Raw genomic sequence first — 19,604 nt, 5'->3', positions numbered from 1 at the left:
TGGCTGCCGTTCTGCTCAAAGCCTAACGTGGGGTGCTCTTCCGGCGAACTCTCTACCTATCGACAGTAAGCGAATTGCCCGTCTGCGAGGCGCTGCCGGTGCCGTTCGACGACTGCGGAAACTCGGCCGTCTGATCGACATTGATAATCGCCGTATCGCCGCCTTCAGCCGGCATGGTCAGGATGATGACGTTGACCCGCTGATCCGAGGTCTGCGCAATGCCACCGCCCTGTACCCGACTGCCCTGACTATCGAAGACTTCGTTGATGACCTCTTGCCGCCCGGTCGAAAACTGCGTCAACGAGCCTATCCGGCTCGACATGATGAGGTTGGCGATGTTGCTGCCGTGCTGGGAAATTACCCCCGAAGCTCCGTCACCCAGCACCACCACATTGAGCACCTTCTGGTCGCCAGCGAACTTGCGCGTGACCTGATCGACGGTGTCCGAGATCATGATATTGCCGAAGTTCTCGCCCCTTTGGGTAACAGCCGCAGAGACGGTCATCATTGCGGCAACTTCGAGCCGGTTATCGATCTGCTGCACCGCGCCCGTTTCGATGGTCTGGGTCGCTGTGCCGATAGCGACGGCAGCTTCGGCATAGTTGGCGATGTTGGCGCCATACTGAGCGACCGAGCCGTAAAGGATCGCGATCTCGGCGCTGTTGAGCACTGACTGCCGCGCGTCGGCTCCAAACAACTGGTCCGCAAATTCAAGCCTGTTGGAAATGACCGACCCGGCGAGGTTGTTGCCGGTCTGGCTGATATTGCCAAAGACATCGACAACGCCGAGCGCCAGCTTGTTGCCAACCGACTGCGTTCCGTTGAAGCGCTGCACGACATGATCGAGATTGCCGCTGTAGACCACGGAATTGATAGCGTTCGAGCCGAACTGGGACAAATTTCCCGTCGAGGCGAAATTCAGCATCTGGCTCATATAGGCGTCGGTCAGGCTCTCCAGCCCACCGCTGTCGATGGCGTTCTCGGCGATCTGCGCACCGATGGCATGCTGCGAAACGCTAGGCAGACCCTCCTGCCCGCTAGCCGTCGATGTCAGCAAAATGGCGATGTAGGCAACAACAAGCCGTCGCATCTTGTGCGCTCCACGAGCGAGAAAGGGGAAAGAGGCCGCGCCAAAGCGCAGCCTCCGGGATTGGATCAGGGGGTCGGAATGCTGATCGAGTTGGCAACGTTGGTTGCCGACTGGACGGTGTTGCTCACATCGCCGAGTGTCGACAGCAGGTTCTTGGCATACTGGCTGGCATCGGCCATCTGATCGATTTCATAGGCACCGTAGCAACCGCAACCTGCAGACAAGATCTGGCCAACAGTCACGCTGTTGGTCACGTTGGTTGCAGACTGGCCGAAGTCATACACATCAGCACCGTAGTGGTGGAACGACTGGAACAACGCAATGTTCGTGGCGCTCTGGCTGTGACCGGAAACCTGGTCGATGCCGCCGAGACGGAGCAGATCGATGTTGATCAGGTTTGCGGCGTTGACGGCAGCCTGGGTGTAGGTCACGTCGTCAGCATTCCAGTCGACAGCATCGGCGTCGTAGCCATGCTTGCCACCCAGGATGAAGTTGCTGGCCGACTGGTCAGTCTCGACGTTCTGAATGATGCGCTTGACTTCGGTACCGGTAACCGAGTTCACGACGTTAGTGGCAGCCTGTTCCAGATCATAGAACTTGCTGAACTTGCCGCCGAGGATCTTGTTGGCCGAGGTCTGCTCGTTGGTAGCAGTCTGATCGACAACCACGATCTTGAGGCCGGTCACCGAGTTCACGACGTTGGTTGCCGACTGGGTGACATCGTCAAAATCGCTGCCCCAGCTGTCGCCATCGAGCTTGTTCAGAGCGAACTGGTCGATGTCTGCATCCTGCAGTACGGTGCCGAGACCGATATCAAGCTGTGCAGTGATCAGACCGGCGTCGTCTTCCTGAACGACAGTAACAAGGTTACCGGCGTTGACTGCCTTCTGAACTATACCGGTGGCGTCATCGACGTTGACGATCAGGTTGATCGCCTTCTGGAAGCCTTCCAGAGTCTGCTTGAAATCCGCAAGATTGGGATTGCAGAGATCATTGGCGCAGACGTCGACGACTGGCGGGGTAGGCGGAGTCGGTGGATGGTAACCACCACCGCCGCCACCACCGTGGTTGCCACCGCCGCCAGCATAAGCTGCGGACGCGCCGAGGATCGTAGTTGCGAGCAATGCTGTAACAAATACTGTCTTTTTCATTTCGATTTCTCCATTTTCCAAAGTTGACGTGCTGCCCCCGTATTTCTTTTGAAACGATCGGCAGCTTCTACACACAAGCGTCTGGTTCATGGCGAGCTTCCCCGCACGCAGAGATGGCTTCTCTCCGTCTACACTTTTCCAGTACGCTTGATTCAGGTCAGCCGTTCGCGGATCGAAGAGTAAAACTCTTCAGATTGAACCCGTTTGACTGAAATTTGTTGAATAGCGGCGGGCGGTGCACGGACATTTCTGCCCCGCAGCTTCGCTCGATTTGGCGGCGCCCGATTTCGCTAGTTAGAGATGGTCGATTTCTTTCATGCTGCGCGCTCCCTGATGTTTTTCCGCAGCCTCTTCACGACCACATCTTTGCCACAACTAAGGTTGCGCGTCTAATCACATTTAATATTTGGTTAAGAACTACGTAGTGTAGCGGATTCCCAACCAAGTAATACGTATGATTCTAACGCACAAACACGTAGGAAATTTCTCAAAACGATAAGTAATTACCGATGAATATTCAGTATTGAATTTGCAACACATGGTGACGCGTTTACCACCGGATGCGGTTGCTGCGCGCCGGCCCAGCGATAATTATGGCAACTCGGACGAGGGTGGCTGCCTGGACGGTGACGCGATTTGGCGCCGCATGAGAGCATCCGGCTACTCTTGCCCCCTGCCCGCTGCCGCCCTATAGCAGCCTTATCCCTTTCGGCTGAGGTGCCTCGCCATGACCACCCGTCCCATACGCATTGCGCCGTCCATCCTGTCGGCCGATTTCGCGCGACTGGGCGATGAGGTGAAGGCGATCGTCGATGGCGGCGCCGACTATATCCATGTCGATGTGATGGACGGCCATTTCGTGCCCAACATCAGCTTTGGCGCCGTGGTAATGAAGGCCATCCGCGCCGTCACCGACAAGCCATTCGACGTGCATCTGATGATATCGCCGGTCGACGCTTATCTGGCCGAATTCGCCAAAAGCGGCGCCGATATCATCACTGTCCACGCCGAGGCCGGCGTGCATTTGCACCGCACGCTGCAGGCCATTCGCGCCCTCGGCAAGAAGGCCGGCGTGGCGCTGAATCCGGCAACGCCGGTCTCGGCGATCCAGCATGTCATCGACGATGTCGATCTGGTGCTGGTCATGAGCGTCAATCCTGGCTTTGGAGGCCAGAGCTTCATCCCGGAAAGCCTCGCCAAGCTGCGCCAGGCCAAGGCGCTGATCGGCGGACGCGATATCGACCTCGAAGTCGATGGGGGCGTCACGGCCAACAACGCGCGGGCCATTGCCGATGCCGGCGCCAATGTCTTCGTCGCCGGATCCTCGGTATATGCCGGCAATGACCCCGCCACCTACGCCGACCGCATTGCGGCTATCCGCGCTGCCGCCACTGGCCGTACTGCCTGACTCAAATTCTGAACCACAAGGCCTAAGCCCATGATTTCGCGTTACTCCCGCCCCGAAATGGTCAGCATCTGGTCGGCCGAAACCCGCTTCGCCATCTGGTTCGAGATCGAGGCCCACGCGACCACAAAACTGGCCGAACTCGGCGTTGTGCCCAAGGAGTCAGCCCAGAACATCTGGGACGTGATGAATGCCCGCAAGGCGGCTACCGGCGACTATGGCTTCGACGTTGCGCGGATAGACGAGATCGAGCGCACCACTAAGCACGATGTCATCGCCTTCCTGACTCACCTGAGCGAAATCGTCGGCCCCGACGCCCGCTTCGTGCATCAGGGCATGACCTCTTCGGACATTCTCGACACCACCCTGTCAGTGCAGATGGCCCGCGCCGCCGACCTGCTGATCTCTGATGTCGATGCCCTGCTGGCCGCGCTCAAGCGTCGTGCCTATGAGCACAAGGACACCATCACCATCGGCCGCAGCCACGGCATCCATGCCGAGCCGACCACCTTTGGCGTCAAGCTGGCCGAGGCCTATGCCGAATTCAGCCGTAACCGCGCGCGTCTTGTCTCGGCGCGGGCAGAGATCGCCACCGCCGCCATTTCGGGCGCGATCGGCTCCTTTGCCAATATCGACCCGCTGGTCGAGGAATATGTCGCCGAAAAGCTGGGCCTCGCCGTCGAACCAGTTTCGACCCAGGTCATCCCCCGCGACCGCCACGCCATGTTCTTCGCTACGCTCGGCGTGGTTGCCAGCTCGATCGAGCGCGTTGCCATTGAGATCCGTCACCTGCAGCGGACCGAAGTCCTCGAGGTCGAGGAGTTCTTCTCCCCAGGCCAGAAGGGCAGCTCGGCGATGCCGCACAAGCGCAACCCGGTGCTGACCGAAAACCTCACCGGCCTCGCCCGCCTGGTCCGCGGTATGGTCGTGCCGGCGCTGGAAAACGTCGCCCTCTGGCACGAGCGCGATATCTCGCACTCTTCGGTCGAGCGCATGATCGGCCCCGACGCCACGGTCACCCTCGACTTTGCGCTGGCGCGCCTCACCGGCGTCATCGACAAGCTCTTGGTCTATCCCGAAAACATGCGCAAAAACCTGGACCTGCTCGGCGGGTTGCACAACAGCCAGCGCATGCTGCTGGCGCTGACCCAGGCCGGCTACAGCCGCGAAGACAGCTATGCCGCCGTCCAGCGCAACGCCATGAAGGTCTGGGCCATGCAGGGCGATCGCGCCGGCCAGTTCGCCGCCAACCTCAAGGCCGACCCGGAAGTGACTCTGAGCGATGAGCAAATCGACGCCATGTTTGACGACGCCTATCACCTCAAGCATGTCGACACGATCTTCAGCCGGGTGTTCAAGTGAGCATAATCTGCGCTCAGGAAACCGGCCTGACCGCTGAAGAATACATTGCCTGCGTCGGGCAGTCCAAGCTCGGCCCAGCCCGTCCGCTCGGCAATACTGAGCGCGTGCAGGCCATGCTGGACAATTCCAACCTCGTGATTACGGCCCGCGACGAGACTGGTCGCCTGATCGGTCTGTCCCGCTCGATCACCGACTGGAACTGGAACTGCTACTGCGCCGATATGGCCGTGGTCGAAGCCAGCCAGGGCCAGAGCATTGGCAAGACCCTTATGGACAAGGCCGCCGAGATTCTTGGGCCCGGCGTCAGCATCATCGTGCTGGCCCTGCCCGGCGCCGAGGGCTTTTACAGCAAGCTCGGCCTGACCCACACGGACGCTGGTTTCTATCGCGACAGGACCCACCGCACATGAAAATTTCCGAATGCGACATCCTGATCCTGCCCGGGCTCGGCGGCCCCAAGCCGGGTCAATGGCAGATGCGCTGGGCCGAGCGCATGAGCAGCGCGGCCATCGTCGAGCAGGCCGACTGGTTCGAGCCCAACGCCGACGACTGGGTCCAAACCATCGACCAGGCCTGCCGCCTGACCACGCGCCCCGTCGTGCTGGTCGCCCATTCGACAGCGGTTGCCGCTCTGGTCCATGCAGCACCGCGACTACCGGACAATGTGCGCAGCGCCTTCCTCGTGGCACCCACCGACGTCGAGCTTAGCCCGGCTGCCCCCAGGGCCACCCACGTCTTCCGCCCGATCCCGCGTGACCCGCTGCCCTTCCCGTCCATGCTGGTTGCTTCCAGCAACGACCCCCATGTGTCGCTCGACCGCGCGGTGGAATTCGCCACCTGCTGGGGCTCTGATTTTCATCAGGCAGGCGAAGCCGGACATATCGACCTCGACTCAGGGCACGGCCCGTGGCCCGAAGGCCTGCTCATGTTCACGCGCATGATGCAGCGCTTGAAATGAGCGACTACCGACTGATCTCCGGCACCCCGTCGGTGGATGACTATCGCCGGCTGCGCAAGGTCTCTGGCCTGAGCCAGAAGACCCAGGCATCGGCGGAGGCCGGCCTGCCCAACACTTGGTTTGCAGTGACCGTCCAAGTTGAAGGACGCGCTGTCGCCATGGGCCGGGTCATCGGCGACGGTGGCACCGCGTTTCAAATCACCGACATGGCGGTCGAACCCGAACATCAAGGCAAGGGCCTCGGCAAGACGATTATGGCGGCTTTGGTGGAACATTTGCGCGCCAATGCCCCAGCCAGCGCCTATGTCACCCTGATTGCCGACGGCGACGCTAGGCACCTTTATGCCAAATATGGCTTCGAGGCCGTCACGCCCGTTTCTATCGGCATGGCGTTGCATCTCGTCTAGATCAGAGGGGAAGATGGTTTTTAGTTGCCTTGAGCAAGATGATTAAACACTAAAATGCCACACATCTTCGATTTCGCTCCAATTGCGACCGAATTGGCGTAGACAACAATTAAATTACCTTAACTTGTTGTCCGGCGTAAGCAGCCGTAGCTTTTGGGGGCAGGTTTGAACCGCGCCGGCAAGTTTAACTTGCGACACGACGTGATCCGTAAACCTGCTGGCCCGAGCCCTGCTCGGGAGTCTCATGGAGACAAAAATGCGCAAAATCCTCATCCCCCTCGCCCTCGCCCTGATTGCCGGTAGCTCCGGCATGGCATTCGCAGCCAGCACAGCGACACCCGCCGCCAAGCCAGCGGCGATATCCTCGATGGCAACGCCGCAGTCCATTGGCGGCACGGTGAAGGCCTTCGACCTCAAGAGCCACTCGCTGACCCTCAACAATGGCATCGCCTACACCCTGCCATCGACGTTCAAGGACCCGGGCATCAAGGTCGGCCAGAAGCTCACCGTGCAGTGGAAGATGAACGGCAAGGCGTATGACGCAACCAGCGTAAAACTCGGCTAGTTCGGACGCACCATAGGAGCTGGCGCCATGCCAGCTCCTTCCCGGCAATATCGGTTGATCCAGACGCAGGCCGCCGAATAAACAAAAAGGAGCCCATCATGCGACGGGCTCCCCTTCAATATTGTCATCAATGCGATCAGCCTTCAGTGGCGATCTGCTCGTTGGCGACCTGAACCAGCTGCAACATCTTCTGGCGAATCACATCGTCGCCGACGCTCAGGCCCTTGGCCTTCAAATCGCTGGAAACCTTGCGGAACACGTCCTCGTCACCGGCTTCCTCGAAATCGGCAGCGACCACTTCACCGGCATAAGCCTTGGCTTCGTCGCCCGTGAGACCGAGCAGTTCGGCCGCCCAGATACCCAGCAACTTGTTGCGGCGGGCCTCTGCCTTGAACTTCTTTTCGGCATCGAAAGTAAACTTGGCTTCCTGGCCCTTCTGACGATCCTCGAACTGGCTCATGCAACTCTCCCGCTTGGCTTTGTGTCTTTATCGCCGCTTTGGCGTCCCAATCGACATAGGTGGTTCGCCCTTTCAAATCAACTTCCGCCGCCTGGCTGCGACTTTATGCACGCAGCGCGTGATGCCCATCCACAACCGTGCGGCGAAAGAGCTTGCTTTTCCGCCCTTTTCTAGCGCATGAAGCGGCCAAATTCTCCCCTCCCTTAAACGGTCCGGATTCCCAATGAACCGTCGTCGCAAAATCTACGAGGGCAAGGCCAAGATCCTTTTTGAAGGTCCTGAGCCGGGCACTCTGGTCCAGTATTTCAAGGACGACACCACCGCCGGCGACGGCGCCCGTCATGAAGTCATCGACGGAAAGGGCGTGCTGAACAACCGCATTTCCGAGTTCATCTTTACCAAGCTCAACGGCTTGGGCATCCCGACTCACTTCCTCAAGCGTCTCAACATGCGCGAGCAGCTGATCAAGGAAGTCGAGATCATCCCACTCGAGATCATCGTCCGCAACTATGCAGCCGGTTCGCTGGTCAAGCGCCTGGGCCTTGAGCCCGGCACCCAGTTGCCCCGCTCAATCATCGAGTTCTGCTACAAGGACGATGCTTTGCATGACCCCATGGTCAGCGAAGAACACATTACCGCCTTTGGCTGGGCAACCCCCGCCGAGCTCGACGACATCATGAGTCTTGCTATCCGGGTCAACGACTTCCTGACCGGCCTGTTCATGGGCGTCGGTATTCAGCTGGTAGATTTCAAGATCGAATGCGGCCGCCTCTATGAAGGCGATATGATGCGGATCGTGCTGGCTGACGAAATCAGCCCGGACAGCTGCCGTCTGTGGGATATCAAGACCCGCAACAAGATGGACAAGGATCGCTTCCGCGAGAACCTTGGCGGACTGATAGAGAACTATCGCGAAGTCGCCCAGCGCCTTGGCATCCTGGTCGAAACCGACAATGCGCTGACCACCGGTCCGCGTCTCGTTCAGTAGTCTCTGCATAGGGTATTCCGATGAAAGCGCGTGTCACCGTCACCCTCAAAGCTGGTGTCCTTGATCCCCAGGGCCAGGCTATCGAAGGCTCGCTCAGGAGCCTCGGTTTTGATGGTGTTGCATCCGTGCGACAGGGCAAGGTCTTTGACCTTGTCCTGGAAGGAACCGACGAGGAATCCGCGCGTTCACAGCTTAACAGCATTTGTGAAAAGCTGCTGGCCAACACTGTGATCGAAAACTACTCGGTCGAAATCACAAATTAACGCCTCCAGGCGATAACAAACGTCGCGCCGTTTATGGGCGCAGGACCATACAGCCATGCTCAAAACTATTTCCCTTTCGGTCATGTTCGTCGCCACCATGGGCCTGCTGTTTGCTGCCTACGCGTCTGTTCCCGTCTGACAAGACAGCCCATATCTGGCGATTTCTCGCGCCGTATTTTTGCGGGAAATGACCATTTGTTAAGTCGTTGGGGCTAGATTTCGCAGGAACAACAGTGTTCTGCGTCATCAGCCCGGCGGTATCCTTGGTTTCCTTCTCCCGATACCTGCTGACAGCTGGCGCCGCCACTTGCGTCGATATAGCTTTGGTGCAGGGCCTGCTCAGCTTCGACCTTCTCCATCACCAGCAGTTTCTGGCGCTCGCTATCATGGCCGGCGCGCTCGCCGGCATGAGCGTCAACTTCGCCCTGTTGCGCCGCTATGTGTTTTCGGCCGACAGCCGACCTGCCCGCCAACAGTTCTTCAGCTTCATCGTCATATCGCTGACCACGCTAGGCCTGCGCCTCGTCGTCGCCTATGCGCTGGTCGCATTATTTGCGCTGCCGATCTTGGCGTGGATCGGATTGCTGCCCATGCCTGCGGCTGCCGAGCGAATTGCCCACCTGGGCTCGGTCGGCGTCGTCACGATCTATTCGTTCCTGGCCCACAAGCACATTTCCTTCGGCGGCGGTGTCCTCAACCGGTTTGCCGGCCGCGCGACCGTGGTGTCCTGATGCACGTCGAAACCCTGATTATCGGCGCCGGCCCTGCCGGACTGACTACCGCGTACGAACTGACCAAGGCCGGACGCAGCGTCGCCATGGTCGAGCGCGACACGTTCTATGTCGGCGGCATTTCGCGCACCGTGAACTACAAAGGCTATCGCTTCGATATCGGCGGCCACCGCTTCTTTTCCAAAAGCGCCGAAGTAGAGGCTTGGTGGACCGAGATCATGGGCGACGAGATGCTGCAGCGTCCGCGCTCCAGCCGCATCTACTACAACAGCAAGCTGTTCGATTATCCGCTGCGAGCCGGCGATGCATTGTCCAAGCTGGGTCCGGTCGAAGCGCTGCGCTGCGTCCTCTCCTATGGCTGGGCGCAGCTGCGTCCCTACAAGAACGTCGTCAGCTTCGAGCAGTGGGTGGTCAACAACTTTGGCCGCCGGCTGTTTCAGATCTTCTTCAAGACTTACACCGAGAAGGTGTGGGGCATGGACTGCAATGACATTTCCGCCGATTGGGCAGCCCAGCGCATCAAGGGCCTCAACCTCTATCAGGCGATCATCCAGAGCTTCGGCCTTGGCAAGCCCAAGGCCCATGACGACGTCATCAAAACGCTGATCAACTCGTTCCGCTATCCCCGCCTCGGCCCCGGCCAGATGTGGGAGCGCACGCGAGACAAGATCGTGGCGCAGGGTGGCAAGGTCATGATGGGATCGACCGTTACCACCATCAGCCAGCATCACGGCACCGGCCAGTGGGTTGCAATCGTCACCGACGCCCATGGCAAGGAAACCAAGGTTACCGCCGACCACGTGGTCTCCACCGCCGCGATCAACGAACTGGTCAAAATGCTTGGCGCCGACAACGACGCGGCTGTTGCTGCCGCCAGCAAGGGCCTGCGCTATCGCGACTTCCTGATCATCGGCCTCATCACCCGCGGCAAGGAGAGCTTTGACGACAACTGGATTTATATCCACGATCCCAGCGTCAAGGTTGGCCGTATCCAGAACTTCAAGTCGTGGTCCCCCGACATGGTGCCAGACCCCGATACCGCCTGCTACGGTATGGAGTATTTCTGCAATGCCGGCGACGACACCTGGGACATGGCCGATGCGGACCTGATCGCGCGCGCTAAATTCGAAATCGGCAAGCTCGGCCTTGCCAATCCGGATGACATCGTCGATGCCTCGGTCGTTCGCCAACCCAAGGCCTATCCGGTCTACGACGACACCTACAAGATCAACGTCGATACCATCACCGAGGGCTTGGCTGAGCAGTTCAAAAACATGCATCTGGCTGGCCGCAACGGCATGCATAAATATAATAATCAGGACCATGCCATGATGACCGGCATCCTGACCGCCAAAAACATCATTGCCGGCACCGAGGCCCACGACGTGTGGACCGTCAACGAAGACGCCGAATATCACGAGGGTGGCCAAGCCGGTGCCGACAAGATCGAGGAGCGCCTTGTTCCCCGCCGCATCGCCTGAGCCGGGCACTGCCACCCATCGGTCGATAGACGTCCCGGCGCTCGTCGTCGTCTTGATCTACGCCGCGCTGCAAATCGCCTTGGCGATCAGCCACGATCCATGGCTCGATGAGGCTCAGGCTTGGCTATGGGCCACCGCACCGATCACCAACCCGATGGATTTTTTCATTATCCCGGGCGAAGGCCATCCGCCGCTCTGGCACTGGCTGCTGCGAGCATTGTCCAGCGTGCTCGACTTTTCCCAAGTCCGTTACATCACGCTGCTGATCGCTATCTTCAATGCGTTTCTGCTATCGCGCCTGCTGCGCGGCGAACTTCTGCTGCTTTTCCTGATGCTTGGCAGCTTCGCGGTACTGCAGTTCTGGGCCTATCATTTCCGCCCCTACGGGCTGGTCTTCACCTGCATCATTTCGGCGCTGCTGTTAGAGCGCAGCGGTCGCTCCATCGCTGGCACATGGGCGCTGGCCGTAGCCTGCGCACTGCACTTCTTCGCAGGGATCCTGCTGGCTTTCTGGCTCGTTTGGCAATGGCATAAGGGCACGAGCTTGCTCAAGCTCCTCCCGCCGGCTCTCTTTGCACTGCTTTTCGGAATCTTTGCCGTCCTGTCCAGCCTCGGCAACACCACCGCCGGGCCGATGAGTGCGGATTTCACCGGGACGATATTCTACAATCTTGGCTGGATCGGTATGACCGAGCCGTTACGCGGCCCGATCACGGCAGCAGTTACCATCGCCGCACTGGTCTTCGGCCTGCGGCGACAGCCGCTTATGCTGACCATACTGCTCGTGCTGCTGACGGCATTTTCCATCGGCACCGCCCTTATCTACGGCAAGTATCCTTGGCATTCCGCATTCCAGACCATGCTGTGTTTCCTGGCCTTCATGCTCGTTGGCATCAACACAGAGCGTCGCTGGATATTGATCCTCCTGCTGACACCGCAATTCTTCTACGGTGTTGCAGCAGCAAACTATCGTCTTGCCAATCCCGCATGGGCTGGCGACGATCTATATGCCTTGATCGCGGCCGACGCCGGGCAAGGCTTTGATCCACAGACCGACTTGTTTGCCTGGCCCGAACTGGTCGCCCCGGCGGTCTCTGCAGTCCATAACATCAAGCTGCGCAGTGGCAACAATGGTTCACTGTTAGGCTCAATTGACTGGCGCATTTTCGATAAAACCAGCGTCACTCCGGAATTGCTTGACCATACGGCGCCGTATTGGCTGATCTGCGCTGTCTGCGATGACTTGCTACCGCAACTGCAAGCCACAGGGCACAGCATGACTTTGCTCGGTACCCACTTTAATGTCGACAATGGCGAGTTCAAAGCTTATCGCGTTGAATAGACGCCCTTAGCCAAATGCTTACCAATCCAGCATTTTGCGTCCCGTCTTACCCGCCCGTTATCCTGCCCCAAACCGCTTGCCGCTAGATTGCGCTCCAAAGCGGAGTGCGTCACATGTCTGAAACCAGCAAGCGTCTCGACTGGGTCGATATGGCCAAGGGTCTGTCGATCTTTCTCGTGGTGATGATGTATGCCGCCTCGAGCGTTGGCGAGGATACTGGCGGCGTTGGCGCCCTGCATTGGGCTATCGCTTTCGCCACTCCGTTCCGCATGCCGGAATTCTTCCTGATCTCCGGGCTGTTTCTGTCGCAGGTGATCGATCGGCCATGGCGTGCCTATGCTGACCGTCGTGTCGTGCATTACCTCTATTTCTATGCACTCTGGGCGCTGATCCACATTATCTTCAAGGTCGGGCTGCTCGGCATCGACCCAGTCGGAGCGCTGCAACAGATCGCCTGGGCCGTGATCCAGCCCTATGGCGTGCTGTGGTTCATTTACATGCTGGCCGTGGTCAGCGCGTTGACCAAGCTGCTGCATGATAGCCCTGCGCCACGCTGGGCGGTTTTTGCTATTGCCGCCACCCTGCAGATGGCGACAATCCAGACCGGCAGCTATGCCATTGATCAATTCGCCGAGTATTTCGTGTTCTTTTATGCCGGGTATGCGCTGGCGCCGCAGTTGTTCAAGCTGGCCGATTGGGCTGCCGATCACGCCGCCCTGTCGCTGGCAGGGCTGGCACTCTGGGCCATCGTCAATGGCTCGCTTGTTTTCCTGGGCGGTTTTGCGATGCATCCTATCCACCCTGTGATGGGCTTCGCCGGCTTGCCAGGCGTGCATCTGGTGTTGGCGCTGGTCGGCACCTCGGCGCTCTGCGTCATCGCCGCGCTGCTGACCCGCCTGCCCTGGTTGAACTGGCTGCGGTGGATGGGGTCGAAGTCTCTGGTTATCTACGTCGCCTTCGTGCTGCCGCTCGGTGTTTCACGAACGATCCTGATCAAGCTGGGCGTGGATGAGCCGACGGTGCTCAGCCTTGCGACCATGGCCATCGCTATCGTCTCGCCGCTGGTGCTGTACTGGATCGTGCAGCGCACCGGCTTCGGCAAGTTCCTGTTCGAGCGTCCGGCCTGGGCCCACCTCAAGGGCACGCAGGGATCGGCCAAGGACAGCAATGCCGTGGCTACCCCTGCCGAGTAACGACCGGCGCCGCGATTGCCCGATAGGCGAGGGATATGCAGCGCCGGGCCTTGCCTTTTTGGCCAAGACTCAGCACAAGGGCCTCGCACCCCCACAGCGAGGACCAGCCGATGAAATCCGCAGTCATCGTCTTCCCCGGCCTCAATCGCGACCGCGACATGATAGCGGCGTTGACCAAGGTTTCCGGCACCGCCCCAGCCACCGTCTGGCACCAGGACGCCGACATCCCCGATGTCGACCTGATCGTCATTCCCGGCGGCTTTTCCTATGGCGACTATCTCCGCTGCGGCGCCATCGCCGCGCGATCACCGATCATGGACAAGGTGCGCGCCCATGCCGAACGCGGCGGGAAGGTGCTGGGCGTCTGCAACGGCTTCCAGATCCTCATCGAAGCCGGCCTGCTTCCCGGCGCGCTGATGCGCAACATGAGCCTCAAGTTCGTCTGCCGCGAGGTCAAGCTCGAGGTGGTCAATGCCGATACTGATTTCACTCGCGGCTACACCAAGGGCGAAGTATTCCGCTGCCCCGTCGCCCATCATGACGGCAACTATTTCACCGATGGCGACACACTCAATAGGCTTGAGGGCGATGGCCGCGTCGCATTCCGCTACGCCGAGGGCACCAATCCAAACGGCTCGATGAACGACATCGCTGGCATATTCAACGAACAGAAAAACGTGCTCGGCCTGATGCCGCACCCGGAAAACCTGATCGAAGCGGCGCATGGCGGCGACGATGGACGTGCCCTGTTCTCCGGCCTTCTCGGTCAGGCTGCCTGACATGGCCCTGCGAGCGCCCGTCAATCCACGGACGCTATTGACCTGGCTCGGGCTGGCCTTCGGCGCCGCCGGCCTGGTGTTGCAATTCGTGCTGTCCTTCCAAGGCGCCATGGCCAATGGACGCGATATTCCGGGATTTCTGGGCCACTTTTTCGCCTTTTACACCATCCTGACCAATGTCATTCTGGTGCTGATCTACCTGTCGGAATTGCTCCCCACGTCCCGACTGGCGCTGTTCCGCAGGCCCGTCGTCCGCGGGCTGATGGCCGCCAATATCGCACTGGTGGCGCTCTATGTTTATTTCGTCCTGCGTTACCTCAGCCAGTTGGATGGCCTGTTGCAGTTGGCGGACACAATCCTGCACTACCTGTGCCCGACGCTGTATTTGCTGTGGTGGGTGGTGGTGCAGCGCCACGGATTGCTGCGCTGGACAAATATTCCGGTGATGCTGGCGCCGACGTTTGCCTACTTTATCTACATCATGGCACGCGGCACTTGGGTGCGAGAGTACCCCTACCCCATTCTCAACGCCATTAATCTGGGCTACGGCGTGGTGCTGCTGAACGCAGTCTATATGACGGTCGGACTTGGTATATTGACCTTGATCGTCGTCGCCCTTGACCAGATCCTCGGCCAACCCCGCATGCCTATCGACCTGACCTGAATTTCCCGAGCCTACGGAAACGCTGCCGATGACCTCCTATCAGAACGACATCGAAATCACGCCCAAGCTGGTTGCCGACCACGGCCTCAAGCCCGATGAATTCGCCAAGATCGTTGCCCTGATCGGCCGCCAGCCGACCTATACGGAGCTCGGTATTTTCTCGGCGATGTGGAACGAGCACTGCTCCTACAAGTCATCCAAGAAGTGGCTCAGGACCCTGCCGACAACCGGCCCGCGCGTCATCCAGGGTCCCGGTGAAAATGCTGGCGTCGTCGATATCGGCGACGGCCAGGCGGTGGTCTTCAAGATGGAATCGCATAACCACCCGAGCTTCATCGAGCCCTATCAGGGCGCCGGCACCGGCATGGGCGGCATCCTGCGCGACGTCTTCACCATGGGCGCCCGGCCCGTCGCCGCGATGAACGCCCTGCGCTTCGGCTCGCCCGATCACGAAAAAACCCGCCACCTGGTGTCTGGCGTCGTCTCCGGCATCGGCGGCTATGGCAATGCTTTCGGCGTGCCGACAGTGGGCGGTGAGGTTGAGTTCGACGAGCGCTATAACGGCAATATCCTGGTCAACGCCTTTGCGGCGGGCCTCGCCGATACCGACAAGATCTTTTATTCCAAGGCCGAAGGCGTCGGTCTGCCGGTGGTCTATCTCGGCGCCAAGACCGGCCGCGACGGCGTCGGCGGCGCCACCATGGCCTCCGCCGAATTCGGCGATGACATCGAGGAAAAGCGGCCCACCGTGCAGGTCGGCGACCCCTTCACCGAAAAGCGCCTGCTCGAAGCCTGCCTAGAACTGATGGCTACCGGCGCCGTCATCGCCATCCAGGACATGGGCGCGGCTGGCCTCACCTGCTCGGCCGTTGAGATGGGTGCCAAGGGCGACCTCGGTATCGAACTGGACCTCGACAAGGTGCCGGTGCGCGAAATCGAGATGACGCCCTATGAAATGATGCTGAGCGAAAGCCAGGAGCGCATGCTCATGGTGCTGCATCCCGAAAAGGAACCGGAAGCCCGCGCCGTTTTCGTCAAATGGGAGCTCGATTTCGCCACCGTCGGTTACACCACCGACGACCTGCGTTTCCGCGTGAAGTGGCAGGGCGTCGAAGTCGCCAACCTGCCGATCAAGGACCTCGGTGACGAAGCGCCCGAATACGACCGCCCCTGGACCGAGCCAAGACTCCCCGCCGCGCTGGCTGCCAGCGACGTGCCACAGATGGACGTAGCCGATGCGCTACTCAAGCTGATGGGCGGCCATCAGGTCGCCTCGCGCCGCTGGGTCTATGAGCAGTATGACACGCTGATCCAGGGCAATTCCGTGCAGCGCCCTGGCGGCGATGCCGGCGTCATCCGTGTCGAGGGCCATGCCACCAAGGGCCTCGCCTTTTCATCGGACGTGACGCCGCGCTATTGCGAGGCCGACCCCTATGAGGGCGGCAAGCAGGCGGTCGCCGAATGCTGGCGCAACCTGACTGCAACCGGCGCCGAGCCGCTCGCCGCCACCGACAATCTCAATTTTGGCAATCCAGAGCGCCCCGAGATCATGGGCCAGCTCGTCCATGCCATCAAGGGCATCGGGGAAGCCTGCCTGGCGCTGGATTTTCCCATCGTTTCGGGCAATGTGTCGCTCTACAACGAAACCAATGGCCGCGGCATCCTGCCGACCCCGACCATTGGCGGTGTCGGCCTGCTGCCCGATTGGAGCAAGATGGCGCGCATCGGCTTTGCCGGTGCCAGTCAGGTCATCCTACTGGTCGGCGCGCCGGCCAATCGCGGCACCCACCTCGGCCAGTCGATCTACCTGCGCGACCTGTTCGACCGCCGCGACGGGACCGCGCCGCATGTCGACCTTGCCCACGAAAAGCGCACCGGCGACTTCGTTCGCAAGCTTATCCGCTCAGGCATCGTCACCGCCTGCCATGATCTGAGCGATGGTGGCCTCGGCGTTGGTCTGGCTGAAATGGCTGTGGCATCGGGGATTGGTGCCACCGTGGTCGACATCAACGACCACGATCCGATCCTGCAATACTTCGGCGAGGATCAGGGGCGTTACCTCGTGACGGTCAATCTCGATCCGCAGGGCGAAGAACTGACGGCCTTGTGGAAAGAGGCTGAAGCGCTGGGCATCTTTGCTCCATGGATTGGCAACACCGGTGGCGCTAACCTCGTGCTGGGCGACGCACGTGCCGTCCCGGTCGCTGCCCTGAAGGCGGCGCATGAAGGCTGGTTCCCCAGCTACATGGACGGCAAGGCCGCCTAATCGCGTCTACTGCCTTACGATCGCCGCTCTTTGGAGTGTTCTGGCACCCAAGGGCGGCGTTGTTTTTTGGAGAGTATGATGAAACTTGCACCGGCCATTGGCGGATTTTTTGCCCTCGCGCTCAGCTTCGTGCCGGTGACTGCCTTTGCCCAGAACGCCGGCATCAGCGGCTCTCCGCTGCCCGATCAGCCCTATACGCTGATCTACCCTGAGGTGATGGTAACGGGTGGCGAGGCCGGCGGCCCGCTGACCATCAATCATCCCGCTATGCCGCTGCAATGCGTGTTGGCCGTTGTTGCCGTGGAAGACACCACCTGGACCGCAGACGGTGCGCTCGCTTCGCTGGATTACCCAGTGGTGTCTGAAGGCTGGAACGACACCCTGCCCGGCTTCACGCTGGGGGCGAGCAAGGTCACCAACTACCAGAGCAATCCGGCATTGCAGTATGAGGGCGCCAGTACCGGCACAGCGGAAAACGGCCCGGTGACACTGGTTCATACCGAGACCGTGGATACCGGCAACGGCTATACGCTCGATTGCTTCTATCCCACCGAAGTTGCTGCACAGGCGCGCCCGATAGTTGATTCCATCGTGGCCAATTTCTCGACCCGGCAGGATGCCCAGCCCGTCTCTGCCATGCCGTAGCACCTCATCGTATTGAAGGCCGGGCACCCCCATGCCATATCATGGCAGTGTTCGGCCTGTTGCCGATCCGATTTGAGGAGTAGAGCCCATGGCCATGGACGCCAGCGAAATCGAACGCCGGATCAAGGCGGCCCTCCCCGATGCCGAAATCGAAATCCGCGACCTTGCCGGTGACGGCGACCATTGGGCTGCCACGGTAAAATCCGAGCAGTTCCGCGGCAAGACCCGCGTGCAGCAGCACAAGCTGGTCTATGATTCCTTCCTCGGTGACATGGGCGGGGCGCTGCATGCCCTATCTCTCCAGACTGTCATCCCGGACTAGTCGATGTCCCTGCGCCAATCGCTCGACCTGATCAAGATGGTCCGGCCTGATGCCGGCACAACGGCGATCGACCACGAGATTCTCGCTGAACGCGCCTCTTCGCTCGGCGCCGCCGAAAAGCGTGTGGGCAAGGCTGTCGCAGCTTTGGCCGCCGCTACCGGGGACCGCGACGCTTGCCTGGCCGAGGCCCGCAAAGTGGTGTGGGAGTATTTCGTGCAGCGCGAACTGGTCGGCTTTCGCAAGCATACCGACGTGATTCAAGATCTCAGCATTCCGGGCGAAGTGCTTGTCGGACTTGGCGCAATCAGCAAGGCGCCACGGTGACCCGAACCGTCATCTTCGACGTCGATGGCGTGCTGATCCACGGCTTTCACCATCGCCCGGACCTGACCAGGCGCTGGGACGAGAACCTATTGGCCGATATGGGGGTCGATCCGGAACGCTTCATCAAGGAGTTCATTTTCGACGTTTTTGTCAAAAAGGTCGGAACTGGCCAGATATCGGTCATTGAGGCCCTTGAACGACACCTGCCTTCTCTTGGCTATAAAGGGTCGCCGATGGTCTTTCACCACTATTGGCTGACCCACGACAGCGTTTTGAACGAGCCCTTGATTGCAGTCATCCGCCAACTCAAGGCCAACGCAGACATTCAACTTTTCATTGCCACCAATCAGGAACACCTCCGGGCCACATGGCTTTGGAGCCATCTCGGCCTGCATGAACTGTTCGACGACATTTTTTATTCCGCCCGTGTTGGCATACGCAAACCCCACCGCGGTTTTTTCGATTTTGTAGACTCCAAAATTGGCCCGCAGTCCGAGCCACCGCTTTTCTTCGACGACACCCCCAAGGTCATCGACGGCGCCCGTGCCGCCGGCTGGGAAGCAGTCCTGTTCAACACCGTCGAAGATTGCACCAGCCATCCGTGGATTGCGGTCCGGCTATGAAGCCCACCAGCAGTAACCTGCAGGCGAGCATCTCGACAGAGCCCGTCTCCTGTCCTATCTAAGGACAACAGCAAGCGGCCCTTGACCCCGCCCATCGAAAGGTTTCTCCCATGACCGACATCAATGCATTCATCGACGAGAAGGTGAAGAACAACGACGTGTTCCTCTTTATGAAGGGCTCGCCAGACTTTCCGCAGTGCGGTTTTTCCGGCCAGGTCGTGCAGATCCTGAGCTATCTCGGCGTCGAATATGGCAGCGTCAACGTGCTGGAAAGCGCCGAGCTGCGCGACGGCATCAAGGCCTATACCAACTGGCCGACCATTCCCCAGCTTTACGTGAAGGGCGAATTCGTCGGCGGTGCCGATATCATCCGCGAGATGTTCCAGGCCGGCGAACTTCAAACCCACATGCAGAATGCCGGCATCGAAGTGAAGCAGACCGCCTGATTGCTTCGTCGTCCTATTGCGAAAGCCCGGTCCTCGACCGGGCTTTTTTATCATCACCAGCATTGATGGGCGCCATTCAGCAATATTGCTTTGCGCGATGATGTCGCGGGCGTAGACAGGTCGTCCAACCTCTGGATGC

23 protein-coding genes are annotated in these 19,604 nt (G+C 59.8%); 20 read left to right on the top strand and 3 right to left on the bottom strand.

What is annotated here, in order from left to right:
- Positions 1–52: 52 nt before the first annotated feature.
- Together WH91_RS07805 and WH91_RS07800 are read right to left on the bottom strand one after the other, a co-directional pair.
- A complete protein-coding gene (locus WH91_RS07805; protein WP_046170429.1) occupies positions 53–1,090 on the bottom strand; it encodes a hypothetical protein in 1,038 nt (345 codons plus the stop codon).
- 65 nt (positions 1,091–1,155) lie between these two features.
- Entirely contained in the window at positions 1,156–2,241 is a 1,086-nt protein-coding gene (locus WH91_RS07800) for a hypothetical protein (RefSeq protein ID WP_046170428.1), read from the bottom strand.
- 727 nt (positions 2,242–2,968) lie between these two features.
- On the opposite strand from WH91_RS07800, the gene rpe reads away from it, so the two are divergent.
- The 6 genes from rpe to WH91_RS07770 all read left to right on the top strand — a co-directional run bounded on the left by rpe (position 2,969) and on the right by WH91_RS07770 (position 6,938).
- The gene (gene rpe, locus WH91_RS07795) at positions 2,969–3,649 is read left to right on the top strand and encodes a ribulose-phosphate 3-epimerase (protein ID WP_046170427.1); all 681 of its coding nucleotides are present in this window, start codon (positions 2,969–2,971) and stop codon (positions 3,647–3,649) included.
- 30 nt (positions 3,650–3,679) lie between these two features.
- Positions 3,680–5,008, top strand: coding sequence for an adenylosuccinate lyase (gene purB, locus WH91_RS07790; RefSeq protein WP_046170426.1), 1,329 nt, complete (start codon positions 3,680–3,682; stop codon positions 5,006–5,008).
- Positions 5,005–5,418, top strand: a complete 414-nt coding sequence (locus WH91_RS07785) for a GNAT family N-acetyltransferase (RefSeq protein ID WP_046170425.1) — start codon at positions 5,005–5,007, stop codon at positions 5,416–5,418. The genes purB and WH91_RS07785 overlap by 4 nt, the downstream gene beginning before the upstream one ends.
- Positions 5,415–5,966, top strand: coding sequence for an RBBP9/YdeN family alpha/beta hydrolase (locus WH91_RS07780; RefSeq protein ID WP_046170424.1), 552 nt, complete (start codon positions 5,415–5,417; stop codon positions 5,964–5,966). Before WH91_RS07785 ends, WH91_RS07780 begins: the two co-directional genes overlap by 4 nt.
- Positions 5,963–6,373 (top strand): GNAT family N-acetyltransferase, encoded by a 411-nt coding sequence (locus tag WH91_RS07775; RefSeq protein ID WP_046170423.1) that lies wholly within the window; start codon positions 5,963–5,965, stop codon positions 6,371–6,373. Before WH91_RS07780 ends, WH91_RS07775 begins: the two co-directional genes overlap by 4 nt.
- A gap of 256 nt (positions 6,374–6,629) precedes the next feature.
- Complete coding sequence (locus WH91_RS07770) at positions 6,630–6,938, top strand: DUF1344 domain-containing protein (RefSeq protein WP_046170422.1); 309 nt, start codon at positions 6,630–6,632, stop codon at positions 6,936–6,938.
- A gap of 136 nt (positions 6,939–7,074) precedes the next feature.
- On the opposite strand, the gene WH91_RS07765 is transcribed toward WH91_RS07770, so the two are convergent.
- Entirely contained in the window at positions 7,075–7,398 is a 324-nt protein-coding gene (locus WH91_RS07765) for a DUF1476 domain-containing protein (RefSeq protein WP_046170421.1), read from the bottom strand.
- Positions 7,399–7,621: 223 nt separating this feature from the next.
- Between WH91_RS07765 and purC the strand changes: the two genes are divergently transcribed.
- From purC to grxD, 14 genes are all read left to right on the top strand, one after another.
- Complete coding sequence (gene purC / locus WH91_RS07760) at positions 7,622–8,386, top strand: phosphoribosylaminoimidazolesuccinocarboxamide synthase (RefSeq protein WP_046170420.1); 765 nt, start codon at positions 7,622–7,624, stop codon at positions 8,384–8,386.
- 20 nt (positions 8,387–8,406) lie between these two features.
- Positions 8,407–8,649: a phosphoribosylformylglycinamidine synthase subunit PurS gene (gene purS, locus WH91_RS07755; protein WP_046170419.1), complete on the top strand. Its 243-nt coding sequence runs from the start codon at positions 8,407–8,409 to the stop codon at positions 8,647–8,649.
- A 233-nt stretch (positions 8,650–8,882) separates the two neighbouring features.
- On the top strand, positions 8,883–9,380 hold the full coding sequence (locus WH91_RS07750; RefSeq protein WP_046170418.1) for a GtrA family protein: 498 nt from the start codon (positions 8,883–8,885) through the stop codon (positions 9,378–9,380).
- Positions 9,380–10,861 carry an NAD(P)/FAD-dependent oxidoreductase gene (locus WH91_RS07745; protein ID WP_046170417.1) on the top strand — a complete coding sequence of 494 codons (1,482 nt, stop codon included), beginning with the start codon at positions 9,380–9,382 and terminating at the stop codon, positions 10,859–10,861. Before WH91_RS07750 ends, WH91_RS07745 begins: the two co-directional genes overlap by 1 nt.
- Positions 10,839–12,203, top strand: a complete 1,365-nt coding sequence (locus WH91_RS07740; protein ID WP_046170416.1) for a hypothetical protein — start codon at positions 10,839–10,841, stop codon at positions 12,201–12,203. The genes WH91_RS07745 and WH91_RS07740 overlap by 23 nt, the downstream gene beginning before the upstream one ends.
- 113 nt (positions 12,204–12,316) lie before the next feature.
- Positions 12,317–13,396 carry an acyltransferase family protein gene (locus WH91_RS07735; protein WP_046170415.1) on the top strand — a complete coding sequence of 360 codons (1,080 nt, stop codon included), beginning with the start codon at positions 12,317–12,319 and terminating at the stop codon, positions 13,394–13,396.
- Between the two features lie 110 nt (positions 13,397–13,506).
- Positions 13,507–14,175 carry a phosphoribosylformylglycinamidine synthase subunit PurQ gene (gene purQ / locus WH91_RS07730; protein WP_046170414.1) on the top strand — a complete coding sequence of 223 codons (669 nt, stop codon included), beginning with the start codon at positions 13,507–13,509 and terminating at the stop codon, positions 14,173–14,175.
- Positions 14,120–14,839, top strand: a complete 720-nt coding sequence (locus WH91_RS07725) for a Pr6Pr family membrane protein (RefSeq protein WP_143078095.1) — start codon at positions 14,120–14,122, stop codon at positions 14,837–14,839. The genes purQ and WH91_RS07725 overlap by 56 nt, the downstream gene beginning before the upstream one ends.
- A gap of 28 nt (positions 14,840–14,867) precedes the next feature.
- A complete protein-coding gene (gene purL / locus WH91_RS07720) occupies positions 14,868–17,105 on the top strand; it encodes a phosphoribosylformylglycinamidine synthase subunit PurL (RefSeq protein ID WP_046170412.1) in 2,238 nt (745 codons plus the stop codon).
- A gap of 78 nt (positions 17,106–17,183) precedes the next feature.
- On the top strand, positions 17,184–17,750 hold the full coding sequence (locus WH91_RS07715) for a hypothetical protein (protein ID WP_046170411.1): 567 nt from the start codon (positions 17,184–17,186) through the stop codon (positions 17,748–17,750).
- An 88-nt stretch (positions 17,751–17,838) separates the two neighbouring features.
- Entirely contained in the window at positions 17,839–18,072 is a 234-nt protein-coding gene (locus WH91_RS07710) for a BolA/IbaG family iron-sulfur metabolism protein (RefSeq protein ID WP_046170410.1), read from the top strand.
- A 3-nt stretch (positions 18,073–18,075) separates the two neighbouring features.
- Positions 18,076–18,396, top strand: a complete 321-nt coding sequence (locus WH91_RS07705) for a DUF6665 family protein (RefSeq protein WP_052952671.1) — start codon at positions 18,076–18,078, stop codon at positions 18,394–18,396.
- Positions 18,393–19,019: an HAD-IA family hydrolase gene (locus tag WH91_RS07700; RefSeq protein WP_046170409.1), complete on the top strand. Its 627-nt coding sequence runs from the start codon at positions 18,393–18,395 to the stop codon at positions 19,017–19,019. Before WH91_RS07705 ends, WH91_RS07700 begins: the two co-directional genes overlap by 4 nt.
- A 110-nt stretch (positions 19,020–19,129) precedes the next feature.
- Positions 19,130–19,465 carry a Grx4 family monothiol glutaredoxin gene (grxD, locus tag WH91_RS07695; RefSeq protein ID WP_046170408.1) on the top strand — a complete coding sequence of 112 codons (336 nt, stop codon included), beginning with the start codon at positions 19,130–19,132 and terminating at the stop codon, positions 19,463–19,465.
- The last annotated feature ends 139 nt before the right edge of the window (positions 19,466–19,604 follow it).

It is taken from the genome of Devosia psychrophila, from assembly GCF_000971275.1.
Lineage (GTDB): Bacteria > Pseudomonadota > Alphaproteobacteria > Rhizobiales > Devosiaceae > Devosia > Devosia psychrophila.
This window is presented reverse-complemented; position numbering and strand designations above follow the sequence as displayed.

Bases quoted from the DNA above. Each gene is read 5' to 3' on its own strand.
- WH91_RS07805 (WP_046170429.1), bottom strand. From the start codon at position 1,090: ATGCGACGGCTTGTTGTTGCCTACATCGCCATTTTGCTGACATCGACG.
- WH91_RS07800 (WP_046170428.1), bottom strand. From the start codon at position 2,241: ATGAAAAAGACAGTATTTGTTACAGCATTGCTCGCAACTACGATCCTC.
- rpe (WP_046170427.1), top strand. From the start codon at position 2,969: ATGACCACCCGTCCCATACGCATTGCGCCGTCCATCCTGTCGGCCGAT.
- purB (WP_046170426.1), top strand. From the start codon at position 3,680: ATGATTTCGCGTTACTCCCGCCCCGAAATGGTCAGCATCTGGTCGGCC.
- WH91_RS07780 (WP_046170424.1), top strand. From the start codon at position 5,415: ATGAAAATTTCCGAATGCGACATCCTGATCCTGCCCGGGCTCGGCGGC.
- WH91_RS07775 (WP_046170423.1), top strand. From the start codon at position 5,963: ATGAGCGACTACCGACTGATCTCCGGCACCCCGTCGGTGGATGACTAT.
- WH91_RS07770 (WP_046170422.1), top strand. From the start codon at position 6,630: ATGCGCAAAATCCTCATCCCCCTCGCCCTCGCCCTGATTGCCGGTAGC.
- WH91_RS07765 (WP_046170421.1), bottom strand. From the start codon at position 7,398: ATGAGCCAGTTCGAGGATCGTCAGAAGGGCCAGGAAGCCAAGTTTACT.
- purC (WP_046170420.1), top strand. From the start codon at position 7,622: ATGAACCGTCGTCGCAAAATCTACGAGGGCAAGGCCAAGATCCTTTTT.
- purS (WP_046170419.1), top strand. From the start codon at position 8,407: ATGAAAGCGCGTGTCACCGTCACCCTCAAAGCTGGTGTCCTTGATCCC.
- WH91_RS07745 (WP_046170417.1), top strand. From the start codon at position 9,380: ATGCACGTCGAAACCCTGATTATCGGCGCCGGCCCTGCCGGACTGACT.
- WH91_RS07735 (WP_046170415.1), top strand. From the start codon at position 12,317: ATGTCTGAAACCAGCAAGCGTCTCGACTGGGTCGATATGGCCAAGGGT.
- purQ (WP_046170414.1), top strand. From the start codon at position 13,507: ATGAAATCCGCAGTCATCGTCTTCCCCGGCCTCAATCGCGACCGCGAC.
- WH91_RS07725 (WP_143078095.1), top strand. From the start codon at position 14,120: ATGGCGGCGACGATGGACGTGCCCTGTTCTCCGGCCTTCTCGGTCAGG.
- purL (WP_046170412.1), top strand. From the start codon at position 14,868: ATGACCTCCTATCAGAACGACATCGAAATCACGCCCAAGCTGGTTGCC.
- WH91_RS07715 (WP_046170411.1), top strand. From the start codon at position 17,184: ATGAAACTTGCACCGGCCATTGGCGGATTTTTTGCCCTCGCGCTCAGC.
- WH91_RS07710 (WP_046170410.1), top strand. From the start codon at position 17,839: ATGGCCATGGACGCCAGCGAAATCGAACGCCGGATCAAGGCGGCCCTC.
- WH91_RS07705 (WP_052952671.1), top strand. From the start codon at position 18,076: ATGTCCCTGCGCCAATCGCTCGACCTGATCAAGATGGTCCGGCCTGAT.
- grxD (WP_046170408.1), top strand. From the start codon at position 19,130: ATGACCGACATCAATGCATTCATCGACGAGAAGGTGAAGAACAACGAC.